We start from the raw sequence: 12,219 nt of genomic DNA, 5'->3' as shown, positions 1-12,219 counted from the left end.
CCCGCCGATCGATTCCGGCGCCAGATAAAACGAATCATGGCTGTTGCCCACGCGGGCAATGCCGATGGATGGGTGTATCGAGTACTGTTCCGTGCTGTTCATCAAGTTTTCCCCTGAAAGGTTGGCAATCCTGGTGGCATATCTGGCGGCAGCTACAGGGAAAGATACAGGGAAAAATTAGCAAAAAAGTCACCCATTGTCACTGGTCAACGATATTTGCCGGCGCTCTGATACCGCTCAAGTCAACGATTCGAAAGTTTCCCGACACGCGCAGGCGTAACGGGGCAGGGTAGTGCCGCATGAGCTTGTATGATGTTGCTAAAAAGAACTATCACCAATCCACGCGGGTGCCACCGCCCGCCAGGATGCCTGTCCAGCAAAGGAAATCATGATGTATAAAACAGTGCGCGACCTGTTCCTGCATTTCAAGGAAGCCGTCCCATTCCGCCTCGTCCCCGCCCTGATCTGCACGGCCTTGCTGGTGAGCATGCTCTTGCTGCCGGCGCCAGAAGGCTTGACACCCAAGGCCTGGGGCCTGGTGGCGATTTTCCTTACCACGATTCTGGCGATCATCCTGAAAGTCATGCCGATCGGCGTGATGGCCATGATGGCCATCGTTATCGTGTCCTTGTCGCAAGTGACGTCGACTTCGTCCAAGGGCGCCATCACGGATGCGCTCAGCAGTTTTTCGAATCCCTTGATCTGGCTGATCGTCGTGGCGATCCTGATTTCGCGCGGCCTGAAAAAGACAGGGCTGGGCAGCCGCATCGGCCTGCTGTTCATTTCCTTGCTGGGCAAGCGCACCATGGGCATCGGCTACGGCCTGGCTATTTGCGAACTGGTGCTGGCGCCATTTACGCCCAGTAACACGGCGCGCGGCGGCGGCATCGTCCACCCCGTCATGAAATCGATCGCCAACGCCTTCGATTCGGACCCGGCCAAGGGCACGGAAAAGAAGGTCGGCACCTACCTGGCCCTCGTCAACTACCACGCCAACCCGATCACGTCGGCCATGTTCCTCACGGCCACGGCGCCCAACCCGCTCGTGGTTGACTTCGTGGCCAAGGCCAGCGGCCAGAGTTTCCACCTGACGTGGACCACCTGGGCCCTGTGCATGCTGCTGCCGGGCCTGGTCTGCCTGCTGGTGATGCCGCTGATTATCTACTGGCTGTCGCCGCCGGAACTCAAAGCCACGCCCGACGCCGTCACCTATGCCAAGGCGGAACTGAAAGGCATGGGCCCGCTGTCGCCGTCGGAAAAAGTCATGCTGGGCACCTTCGCCCTGTTGCTGCTGCTGTGGGCCAACGTGCCGGCCATGCTGTTCGGCCCCGCGTTTTCGCTCGATGCGACGGTGGTCGCCTTTGTCGGCTTGTTCGTGCTGATCATCACGGGCACCATCGACTGGGACGATGTGCTGTCGGAAAAGAGCGCCTGGGACACTCTCGTGTGGTTCGGCGCGCTCGTCATGATGGCCGAGCAGCTGAACAAGACGGGCGTGATCGCCTGGTTCTCGGCCGGCATGAAGGCGGCCATCGTTGCCAGCGGCATGGACTGGCTGCCGATTGCCGGCGTGCTCGTGCTGGTGTTTGTCTTCTCGCACTACTTCTTCGCCAGCACGACGGCCCACATCAGCGCCATGCTGCTGGCCTTCCTGACGGTGGGCCTGCACCTGATCCCGGCCGAATACCACGTGCCCTTTATGCTGATGATGACGGCCGGCTCGGCCATCATGATGACGCTGACCCACTACGCGACGGGCACTTCGCCCATTATCTTCGGCAGCGGCTTCGTGACGATGGGCAACTGGTGGCGCGTCGGCTTCATCATGTGCGTGGTGGAACTGCTGATCTTTGCCGTCGTCGGCACGACGTGGTGGAAGGTGCTCGGTTACTGGTAGACGGCAAAACGGCTGCCTGCCTTTCACCCATGCATGCGCGGCAGCCACATGCCCATCGCGGCCACGGCGATGCCCGCGCTCATCGCCACCGTCAGCAGCGCCAGCACGGCCGCCATGCCCAGGCGCAGCATCGCATTGCCGCCATCGCGGCAGCGCAGATAGGCTTCCAGCACGGCCAGCGGCAGCAGATACTGGGCAAAGGCGAGAATGCTGAGGGCCGGACCCGTGAACGTCTGGGGATCGAAACCGGCCGGGCCGCCGTTGACGGCCAGCCAGCACATCAGCCCCACGCGGAAAAACCACACGCCGCTGACGGCCAGGAACAGGCGCAGCGCCCAGCGCCGGTGCGCCGCGATGTCGCCCCGCAGCACCTTCTTCAGGGCCAGGCCCGCAAAGACGAGGATCAGCACGGCATTGAGGCTGATGCCCAGGTGCTGCGTCGTATCGCCCACGGCGCCGCGCCACCACAGCATATATAGTCCGGACAAGGCGGCCAGCACGGCGCCGGCCAGGTAGACCCTGCCGTTCCAGCGGTGCAAAGCGGGTAGGTGACGGCGCACCTGCGGCACCAGTTGCAGCGCGCCGCCCAGCATGAGGATGGCCGCCAGCAGCAGGTGGATGCCGGTCGCCACGTTGCCCGCGCCATCGCCGGGCACGTGGCCATGCGACATGACGGCGTTCCAGCCAGGCAAATTTCCGCGCGCGGCGGTACCGCCATACAGGGCCACGATGTAGGCGGCAAAGAACAGCTGGCCGATGACGGTGGCGAGGAACCAGAAGCGGGCGGAGGCGGACAGCGCCCTCGCGGCCCATGGCGTGGAAGCGGCCTGGCGTGGCGCCGGAATGGCGTGCGCGGCGGAAGTTGCGGATGGCATGGCTGTCTCCTGGCAGTGTTAATCAGCCGTCAAGATAGCCAGCGGCGGTCTGCACGTGGCGGCAAGGCTGGCGCGCGTGCGACGAACGGCGGTTTTCAAGGCTTGAACGGCGGGCGTATCGCGGGTATCGTGGCGCCATGAGTTCCACGCCCGCCACCGTCCGCCGCATCAGCCCCATCTTGCCCACCGCGCGGCAGGCGCTCATCGTGACGGTGTTTACCTTGCTGCTGTCGTGGCTGCTGCATCTGTTCAGCGGCACGGCGTACCCGGCGGTGTTCGGCCGCATCGGCTTCCTGGGCGCCGCCTTGCTGCTGGCTTATTCGGCGGCCGGCGCCTTGCGCCCGCGCTGGTTGTCCCTGTCCGCCGCGCGGGTGACCGCCGTGGTGCTGACGGCCCCGCTGGCCGCCCTGTTTCTCTTGCTGGCGACGCGGCCCGGCCAGTATGCCACGCCGATGGCGAAAACGGCCGACATCATCGGCCACGTCATCATGGTCGTGCTGGCCATCATCTTCGGCCTGCTGTTTTCCCTGCTGGCCATGCGCAGCGAGCGGCGCGAGCGCGAACGGGCCGACCGCCTGCAAATCGAGCTGACCCAGAACACCCTGGAACGCCAGCTGCTGGACGCGCGCCTGCGCCTGCTGCAGGCGCAGATCGAGCCGCACTTCCTGTTCAATACCCTGGCCAACGTCGAGGCGCTGGTGGCGTCCGGTTCGCCCGATGCGGGTCCTGTGCTGCGCCAGCTGATCGCCTATCTGCGCGCCGCCATGCCGCGTTTGACCGATGAGGCCGCGACCCTGGGGCAGGAATTGCAGCTGGTGCGCGCCTACCTGGAACTGATGCAGATGCGCATGCCGGACCGTCTGCAGTTCGACGTGGCCAGCATCCCGCAGGCGGCCACCTTGCGCTTTCCGCCGATGGCGCTGCTGACGCTGGTGGAAAACGCCGTGCGCCACGGCATCGATCCCGGTGTGGATGGCGGACGCATCGACGTTGGCGCCGCGCTGGACGCTGCCAGCGGCACGGCATGCGTGTGGGTCAGCGATACGGGAGTGGGCATGGCCGAGACAGCGCAGCCGGGCACGGGCTTGCAAAACGTGCGCAGCCGCCTGCGGGCCGTGTATGGCGTTGGCGCTCGCCTGGAACTGCATGAAGTGGCGCCCCATGGCGTGCGCGCCGAACTGCACTTTAACTTTACCGGAGACATCGTTTGAAACCAGCTTCCGCCTTGATCGTGGACGACGAACCGCTGCTGCGCGAGCGCCTGCGCAGCCACCTGGCCAGCCTGTGGCCGGCCTTGTCCGTGATCGGCGATGCGCGCAACGGTGCCGAAGCGCTTGAATTGTTTGAGCTGCATCAACCTGACATTGTCTTTCTCGACATCCGCATGCCGGGCATCGATGGCATCGCCACGGCGCGCGCGCTGGCGCGCCGCGCGCAACTCGTGTTCGTCACAGCGTATGACCAGTACGCATTGCAGGCGTTCGAGCAGGGTGCCATCGATTATCTGGTGAAACCCGTTGATCCGGCGCGCCTGGCCGACACGGTGCAGCGATTGCAACGCCAGTTGCCAGGCCCGCTGGCCGATGGCGGCGCGTTCGACGCCGTGCTGGACCAGCTGGCCCTGCGTCTGGGCGGCCGCACCGCGCCGCCAGCCTCGTTGCAATGGATCAAGGCCTCGGTCGGCAACAGCGTGCGCCTGATTCCCGTAGAGCAAGTGCGTTATCTGCGGGCCGAAGAGAAATACACGCTGGTGGCATGGGAAGAGGGCGAAGCCCTGATACGCAAGAGCATCAAGGAACTGGGCGAAGAACTGGACCCGGCCCGCTTCGTGCAGACGCACCGATCCGTCATCGTCAACCTGGCGTATGTCAGCCAGGTAACGCGGGGAGTAAATGAAACGGCGCAGCTGCATTTGCGCGGCAGCGATGAAACCTTGCCCGTCAGCCGCAGCTATCTGCACCATTTCAGGCAAATGTGAGTCAGGACACGGGCAGTTGCACCACGACCTTGCCCCGCGCGCGGCCCTGCGCCAGGTAAGCCAGCGCCTGTTTCGCCTCAAGAAAAGGAAACACACTGTCGATGACGGGGCGGATGGTTCCCGCCTCGATCAGGCCGGCGATCTGCGCCAGCTGGCTGCCGTCGGGACGCACGAAGTGGAAGGCGTAGCTGGCGCCGCGCCGCTGCGCCAGGCCGATGATCTTGCGGCTGAGCAAACCAAACACGAGTTTCAGCACCACGTTCATGCCGCGCGCGCGGGCAAATGCGGCGTCCGGCGGGCCGACCAGCGAAACGACGCGGCTGCCGGGCTTGACGATGTGCAAGGCTTTTTCCAGGCCGTCGCCGCGCACCGTGCCCAGCACGGCGTCGTAATCGCGCAGCACGTCCTCGAACGGCTGTTTCTTGTAGTCGATGACCTCATCGGCGCCCAGGCCGCGCACCAGTTCCACGTTCGCCGTGCTGGTGGTGGTGCCCACGCGGGCGCCCAGATGCTTGGCCAGCTGGATGGCGAACGTGCCGATGCCGCCGGAACCGGCCGGGATGAACACTTTCTGGCCCGGCTTCAGTTGCATGCGCTCATGCATCGCTTGCCACGCCGTCAGGCCCACCATGGGAATCGACGCCGCCTGCACGAAATCGAGATTCGCCGGTTTCAGCGCGGCCGCCTGTTCGGGCACGATGGCAAATTCGGCCAGGCTGCCGTGTGGCGTGTCGAAAATGCTCGCATACACGGCGTCGCCTGCTGTGAAGCGCGTGACGCCGCTGCCGACGGCCGCGACCACGCCGGCCAGGTCGCTGCCCAGGGTGGCCGGCAAGCGCGTTTTCAAGATCGGCTTGAAGTCGCCCTTGGGAATCAGGTTGTCGATGGGGTTCAGGCCCACGGCGTGCACCCGCACCAGCAATTCGCCGGGGCCGGGCGTGGGGCGGGGCAGTTCCGCAAACGCCACGTGATCGAGGCCGCCGTATTTTTTAAGTTGCAAAGCTTGCATGATGTTCTCTCTGAATGCTGTGAAATGCTGGCGTTCAGGCCAGGCGCAGGTCCTTGCGCAAGCCGGCGTCCAGCAGCGCGGCCGGCATGAAACGGCGCATCAGGCGCAAGCGCGCCGCCAGCGGCCCGGCCGTGTAGCGCAGCTTGGGCTTGCTTGCCTGCGCCGCCGCCAGGATGGCGTCGGCCACGATGGCCGGATCGTCGGCGCCGGCCATCAGCGTTTGCAGCCGGCTGGTGATGGCCGCGCTCACTTGCCGGTAGGCGGACAGCGGGGTATCGGGCGCCAGCAGATTGGCTTCGAACGTGGTTTTCGTGTAAGCCGGTTCGATGACGCTGGCGCGGATGCCCCAGCCGCGCACTTCATGGTCGAGCGATTCAGTGTAGCCCTCGATCGCGTGCTTGGTGGCGGAATACAGTGCGCCATAGGGCATGGGCAAAAAGCCCACGACGGAGCCGATATTGAGGATGCGCCCGCCGCCCTGGGCTCGCATGTGCGGCAGCACGGCCAGGGTCATGCGCAGCACGCCATAGAAATTCGTGTCGAAGATGGCTTGCGCCTGCGCCACGCTGCTTTCCTCGGCGCCGGCCGGGGCCACGCCGAAACCGGCGTTATTCACCAGCAGGTCGATGCGGCCTTCGCGCTGGATTACCTCTGCCACGGCGGCAGCGACGGACGCATCGCTGGTGACGTCGAGCGCCAGCATCGCATGGCCGGCTGCGGCCGCTTGTCCGCCGCGGCGGCTGGTGCCGTACACCGTGTAGCCCGCTTGCGCCAGGCGCCGGGCCGTGGCCGCGCCGATGCCGGACGAGGCGCCGGTGACGAGGGCAATCTTCTTGTTTTTCATGACAGTTCTTTCAGTAGTTGACAGCGTTGGATATAAAATATGACGGTCATCATATTGTTGATTCAAAAAAAACCGGGACGGATCAAGGCCACGGGCGGTGCGGCTAGCCTGGTGTCTGAAACTGCGCCAGGGTGGCCGCGCACAGCGCGTCCGACAGGGCCGGCTCGTCCACGGCGCGCGCGAGAATGGTGGTGCCGATCATGGCGCACACCGTTGCCATCGCTTGCGCGTGCGCTTCGGGCTGGCCCCAGTTCGGCAACTGGCGCGCGAACAGGTCGATCATTTCCTTGATATGGATGGTGGCGGCGCGCCGCACCTCGGGCGCCTGGCGCGGCATTTCCGAGCCCAGCGCCGACACGGGGCAGCCTACCTCGATGGCGGCGATGTGTTCGGGCGACAGATACGCGGCCAGCATGGCTTGCAGCGCCTGGCCGGGCGGGGCGGCGGCGGCCACCCTGGCCGCCAGCGCCACGGCTTCGGCGCCCGCACGGTCGCCCGCTTCGGCCAGCAGCGCGTCGCGCGAGGCGAAGTGCGCATAGAAGCCGCCGTGCGTCAGGCCCGCTTCCTTCATGATGTCGGCCACGCCCGTGCCCGCATAGCCGCTGCGGCGGATGGCGCGCGTGGCCACCTCGACGATGCGTTCGTGGGTGGCTTCCTTGCGGCTTTGCGCCGAGGGTTTCTTGTTAGGTGAGTTCTGCATGACGGTCATCATATCGCAATTCTCAACAGCGTGCACGCGAGGCGTTCCGGGCATCTCAGAACAGCCCGGCCGTCCAGTCGGTGAATGCCCGCATCGCCGGGGAAAGAAAGCGCTGATGGGGGTAGAGCAGCGATACGGGCACGGGCGCCGGCCGCCTGTCGGCCAGCACCTCGACCAAAGCCCCGGTCCGCAAATGGCCGCTTACGAGGATCTCGGCAAGCTGCATCAAGCCGTGGCCGGCCAGGCCCAGCTCGATGTACAGCCCCGTCTCGTTGACGGCGGCCGTGCCGGGGAGGGAAACGGCGACGTTGACGCCCTCGTCGATGAAATGCAGCTCGCTGCCGCGCCGCATGGTGCTGGAAAAGTAATGGACGGCCCGGTGTCCCGGCAAATCTTCCAGGGTTGCGGGAACCCCGTGTTCGGCCAGGTAGGTGGGCGCCGCGCAGGTGATCCAGCGCAGTTCGCCCAGGCGGCGCGCGACCAGGGTCGAGTCTTCCAGGCTGCCGGTGCGGACGACGCAATCAACGCCTTCCTGTATCAAGTCCACCTGGCGGTCATTGACGCCGATCATCAGGTAGATGTCCGGATAGCGCTGCTGGAATTGCGGCAGCCGGGGCAGGATCACGGCATGGGCGATGCCGCCAGGCATATCCACGCGCAAGCGTCCCTGCGGGCGCTCGCTGGAGCCTTGCAGGCCCGCTTCGGTGTCGGCGATCAGGTCGAGTATTTCTCTGCAACGGTGAAAGTAGCGTTCGCCTTCCGGTGTCAGGCTGAGGTTTCTGGTGGAACGGTTCAGCAGGCGCGTCTGCAGATGTTTTTCCAGCCGCTTGATGATGCCGGTGACCGACGACGCGGGCAGGCCCAGGGTCTCCGCCGCGCGCACAAAACTCCTGCTCTCGACCACGCGGAGGAATACCTGCATTGCTTGTACGCGGTCCATGTCTTGTCTTCGTAGCATTAGGGGAAACGGCACTATAACCCAAGATTATTCGGATTTTTGGCATGCTGAAAACGCCGGGCCCTACTTTTTCCCCGTGCTGGCCTGCCCTAGACTGCGTGCAAGCCATTATCTGCAACAGGAGTCGACCATGTTTGAACAAGACCAACTACTGGCGCCACTGGCCCCAGCTCCCCGCAAGATGCTGATCCGGGGCGCCACCATCATCAGCATGGATGGCAAGGTCGGCAACTTGCCCAGGGGCGACATCCTGATTGCCGACGGCGTCATCGCCGCCATCGGCCAGAACCTGCAAGCCGATGATGCGGAAGTGATCGATGCCGCGCAGATGATCGCCATTCCGGGCATGGTCGATACCCATCGCCACTCCTGGGAAGGCCAGCTGCGCCGCATCAACCCGAATGCGGCAACGCTCGAGGACTATTGCAACGCCACGCATTTCTCGTTTGCCAAATACTACCGGCCGCGCGACATCTACGTGGGCAACCTGCTCACGGCACTGGGCTGCATCGACGCCGGCATCACGACCGTGATCGATAATTCCCACAACAGCCGCACGGCGGCGCACGCCGACGCGGCGGTCGAAGCGCTGCTCGATGCGGGCATCCGCGCCGTGCATGCATCGGGGGCGCCCGTCTCGGGCGAGTGGGACAAGGCGCATTGGCCAGGCAACCTGGCGCGCCTGCAGGAAAAATATTTCAGCGATCCCGACCGCCTGGTGACGCTGGCCATGATGGCGCAGCTGGAACCGGAGCAGTGGGCCGTCGCACGTCAATTGGGTATACCCATCGTGACCGAGTTTTTTGGCGGCGGCATGGCGGCCGAGCTGGAAAGCCTGCACCGGCAGGGGCTGCTGGGCGGCGACAATATCTTCAACCACTGCACCTGCCTGCCGGATTCGGGCTGGCGCATCTTGCGCGAGGCGGGCGTGCGCGTCAATGTATGCCCGCGTTCGGATGCCCACTATGGTATCGAGGATGGCATGAACGCCTGGCAGGCGGCGCACCAGCACGGCATACGCCCTGGCTTGAGTGTCGACAACGAGACTTCGTATAGCGGCGACATGTTCATGGAAATGCGCGTGGCGTTCTACCTGCAAAGGGTCATGGGGCAACGCCAGGGACATCGCCATGCGGCCGCGCCCACCGATGCGTTCCGCTTGCTCGAGGCCGCCACGATCGACGGCGCCGCGGTGGCGGGGCTGGAACAGCGCATCGGGAGTTTGAGGCCAGGCAAACAGGCCGACCTGGTGCTGATACGCACCGGCGACCTCAATGTATATCCTGTCAATAACGCCATCGGTACCGTCGTGCATGCGGCGGAGCGCAGCAATATCGATACCGTCATCATTGGCGGGCGCGTGCGCAAACGGGGCGGCATCGTGCTGGGCGTCGATCAGGCCAGGCTGCGCGCCGCGATCGACGAGTCCTGTGGCCACCTGTTCAGTGCCGCCGGCTACGAGCCCGATCCGTTTGCCGAGTCGTTCGCACCACTACACCACGCGTAGGCAGCGCCCGCTGGACGCTGCCCGTGCCGCGACTGCAGGATCAGGCCAGCTTGCGCTTGCCTGCGGAAACGCGGTTCCAGCCATAGCCGGCGACGATGACGGCCAGGATGGCCGCCTGCGCGAGCAGGGTTTCCATGGTCGGCAGGATGCCCAGCAGGTCGATGCGCATGAAGTCGACGGGGGTGACGCCGATCCAGCCCGCTTCCTGCAGCGCGGCCAAGCCTTTGCCCATCAGGATTACGGCCAGCACGGCCACGAAGGCGGACGTCCACGAGAAGAACTTGCCGATCGGCATGCGAGCGCTCGTGCGCAGCAAGGCCCAGGCGATCACGACCAGCAGCACGATGGCCACGAGGAAGCCGCCCAGCAGGGCGCCGCCATTGCCGTCCGCCGCCAGGGCGGAATAGAACAGCACGGTTTCAAACACTTCGCGGTAGACGGCGATGAAGGCCAGGGCGAACAGGCCCCAGGCGGAGCGCCGGCTCATCGCGGCCGTGAGTTTCTCGTGCAAATATTCCTGCCAGCGGCCGGCGCTGCTCTTCTGGTGCATCCACAAGCCCACGCTGAGCAGGACGAGGGCCGCGAACACGGAACCGAGTCCCTCGCTCACTTCCCGGCTGGCGCCGCTGATGGTGACCAGGTATGTTGCCGCCACCCACGTCAGGCCGCCCGCCACCAGCGCGCTGGCCCAGCCCGCATGCACGTAGGGCAGCACGTCGTTGCGCTTGGCCTTGCGCAGGAAGGCGATGATGCCGATCACGATCAGCAGCGCTTCCACGCCTTCGCGCAGCAAGATCGTCAGGGCGCCGACGAAGGTCGTCATCGGGTCGGCCTTGGCGTCGCCCAGTTCCGCTTCCACGTGGGTAAACAGTTGCTGCAGCTTTTCACCGGCCGCTTCGGCGTCGGCCACCGTGCCCTTGGCCACGGCGGAGCGGTAAGCGAGCATGGCGTTTTCCACGGCCAGCAGCAGCGATTTGTTACGCGCGCCCACCATCGGCTCGATCGGCTCGAAGCCGTCCAGGTAGGCGGATAGGCCCAGGCGCGTTGCGCCAGCGCGGTCGCCCGCGCGCATGGCGGCCAGGCTTTCGGCCAGGCGCAGACGCGACAGGGCCAGGCCGGCCGGCTTGTGCGCCTCGGCCTTGTCGGCATGGCTGCGCAAATACGCCGTCAAGGCTTGCGCCTCGTCCGCGCCCAGCTTGGCGGCAACGGCTTCCTGCGTCAGGGTCGTCACGGCGGCCAGGTCCGGATACAGTTTTTTGCTGCGCGGATCGTCCTGCCACAGCTTTTCGCCGCGCGCCCTGGCCGCCGCATCGTGCGACATGCCGCCGATATAGAAGGCCAGGTCCCAGCGCTCGTTGTCGGACAGCTGGCCGAAACTGGCCATCGAGGTGCCGGCCACGCCTTGCGAGATGACCTGGTACAGCGCCATCAGGCTGCGCGACTGCGCCCGTTCGCCATCCGTGAAGGCGATCGGTTTCGGCTCCAGGCTGGCCGCCAGCGGACCGTCGCCGCCGCCCGCCACGCCGTGGCAAGACGCGCACTGGGCCGCATACAGGGCCGCGCCGCGCGCCAAGTTGGGCAGCGCTTTCGGCGCCACGGGAATCGGGTAGGCCGCGATCAGCAAGCCGTTCGCGTGGTGCGCCAGGCGCTTGACTTCCACGCTGTCCGCCTTGGCGACGACGGCTTTGCGCAGGTCGGCGATGGCGGCGGCAATGGCCGCTTGCGAGGCGTGGGCGGGCAGGGCGGCGATCTGCGTCGTCGCGTTATCCGTAAAATCGAGCATTTCCGCGTATTCCGCTTCGCTGACCACCTTGCCGTGTTCGACGGCGCCGCTGTAATCGACGGCAACGTAGTCAATCAATTGCCACAATTGCTTGGCGCCGGCGCCCTGGTCGGCCGCTTGCGCCTGCGCGCCACCGGCCAGCAACAGGCTGGCGGCCACGAGCGGATAGCAGACGAGCCATTTCTTGATAGAACTGAACATGATTCTCATTCTCATTTGTCGTTAACCCGGCGACTATAGGACAGACCGCGCGGAGTGTCAACGGCGCACGGGCGTGCGCGGGCGCAAATAGCGGGGGAGCTCTGTCATACTTGCCTGCTTATCCTGTCAATGAGTTTTGAGGAGCCTTATGTTCATTGTCCTTTTGCATTACGTTCAACCGCTGGCAGCCATCGAGGCTCACATTGAGGAGCATCGCAGTTTTCTTGATCGCCACTATGCGGCGGGTCGTTTTTTAGCGTCCGGTCCCCAGATGCCGCGAACAGGAGGTGTCATCCTCGTGAAAGGCCTGAGCCGGGAGGAATTGGATGGCGTGCTTGCAGAGGATCCCTTCCATCGGGAGCAGATCGCAACTTACCAAGTCATTCAATTCAACCCGAACAAGTTTGGTGTTGGTGTCGAGGCTATTCTTGGCTGAGCGACAGCAATTGAGCTGCAGCGTGCCCTGG

General features: G+C 65.0%; 12 protein-coding genes. 5 read left to right on the top strand and 7 right to left on the bottom strand.

Annotated elements, in window-relative coordinates:
- Positions 1-102 (bottom strand): LodA/GoxA family CTQ-dependent oxidase (locus VM94_RS29315; protein WP_046683589.1); only part of this gene is annotated, 102 nt, incomplete at its 3' end.
- Between the two features lie 289 nt (positions 103-391).
- Here VM94_RS29315 and VM94_RS11120 point away from each other — a divergent pair.
- A complete protein-coding gene (locus tag VM94_RS11120) occupies positions 392-1,897 on the top strand; it encodes an anion permease (RefSeq protein ID WP_046683559.1) in 1,506 nt (501 codons plus the stop codon).
- A gap of 23 nt (positions 1,898-1,920) precedes the next feature.
- Here the strand turns inward: VM94_RS11120 and VM94_RS11115 are convergent, their stop codons facing one another.
- On the bottom strand, positions 1,921-2,772 hold the full coding sequence (locus VM94_RS11115; protein WP_046683558.1) for a DUF2306 domain-containing protein: 852 nt from the start codon (positions 2,770-2,772) through the stop codon (positions 1,921-1,923).
- 137 nt (positions 2,773-2,909) lie between these two features.
- Here VM94_RS11115 and VM94_RS11110 point away from each other — a divergent pair, with 137 nt between their 5' ends.
- Both VM94_RS11110 and VM94_RS11105 read left to right on the top strand, forming a co-directional pair.
- The gene (locus tag VM94_RS11110) at positions 2,910-3,983 is read left to right on the top strand and encodes a sensor histidine kinase (protein ID WP_046683557.1); all 1,074 of its coding nucleotides are present in this window, start codon (positions 2,910-2,912) and stop codon (positions 3,981-3,983) included.
- Positions 3,980-4,750: a LytR/AlgR family response regulator transcription factor gene (locus tag VM94_RS11105; protein WP_046683556.1), complete on the top strand. Its 771-nt coding sequence runs from the start codon at positions 3,980-3,982 to the stop codon at positions 4,748-4,750. Before VM94_RS11110 ends, VM94_RS11105 begins: the two co-directional genes overlap by 4 nt.
- A gap of 1 nt (position 4,751) precedes the next feature.
- Here the strand turns inward: VM94_RS11105 and VM94_RS11100 are convergent, their stop codons facing one another.
- From VM94_RS11100 to VM94_RS11085, 4 genes are all read right to left on the bottom strand, one after another.
- Positions 4,752-5,759 carry an NADP-dependent oxidoreductase gene (locus tag VM94_RS11100; RefSeq protein ID WP_046683555.1) on the bottom strand — a complete coding sequence of 336 codons (1,008 nt, stop codon included), beginning with the start codon at positions 5,757-5,759 and terminating at the stop codon, positions 4,752-4,754.
- A gap of 34 nt (positions 5,760-5,793) precedes the next feature.
- On the bottom strand, positions 5,794-6,603 hold the full coding sequence (locus tag VM94_RS11095) for an oxidoreductase (protein WP_046683554.1): 810 nt from the start codon (positions 6,601-6,603) through the stop codon (positions 5,794-5,796).
- Between the two features lie 103 nt (positions 6,604-6,706).
- Positions 6,707-7,315: a TetR/AcrR family transcriptional regulator gene (locus VM94_RS11090; protein WP_046683553.1), complete on the bottom strand. Its 609-nt coding sequence runs from the start codon at positions 7,313-7,315 to the stop codon at positions 6,707-6,709.
- Between the two features lie 43 nt (positions 7,316-7,358).
- Complete coding sequence (locus VM94_RS11085; protein WP_046683552.1) at positions 7,359-8,243, bottom strand: LysR family transcriptional regulator; 885 nt, start codon at positions 8,241-8,243, stop codon at positions 7,359-7,361.
- Between the two features lie 148 nt (positions 8,244-8,391).
- On the opposite strand from VM94_RS11085, the gene VM94_RS11080 reads away from it, so the two are divergent.
- Complete coding sequence (locus VM94_RS11080) at positions 8,392-9,768, top strand: amidohydrolase family protein (protein ID WP_046683551.1); 1,377 nt, start codon at positions 8,392-8,394, stop codon at positions 9,766-9,768.
- A 40-nt stretch (positions 9,769-9,808) separates the two neighbouring features.
- Here the strand turns inward: VM94_RS11080 and VM94_RS11075 are convergent, their stop codons facing one another.
- On the bottom strand, positions 9,809-11,752 hold the full coding sequence (locus VM94_RS11075; protein ID WP_200899212.1) for a cytochrome c/FTR1 family iron permease: 1,944 nt from the start codon (positions 11,750-11,752) through the stop codon (positions 9,809-9,811).
- A gap of 148 nt (positions 11,753-11,900) precedes the next feature.
- On the opposite strand from VM94_RS11075, the gene VM94_RS11070 reads away from it, so the two are divergent.
- The gene (locus VM94_RS11070; RefSeq protein ID WP_046683549.1) at positions 11,901-12,188 is read left to right on the top strand and encodes a YciI family protein; all 288 of its coding nucleotides are present in this window, start codon (positions 11,901-11,903) and stop codon (positions 12,186-12,188) included.
- Positions 12,189-12,219 lie beyond the last annotated feature (31 nt).

The organism is Janthinobacterium sp. KBS0711 (assembly GCF_000988085.1).
Classification (GTDB): Bacteria; Pseudomonadota; Gammaproteobacteria; order Burkholderiales; family Burkholderiaceae_D; genus Janthinobacterium; species Janthinobacterium lividum_E.
Note: the sequence above shows the minus strand (reverse complement) of the source record. Positions and strands in the feature narration are given on the sequence as shown.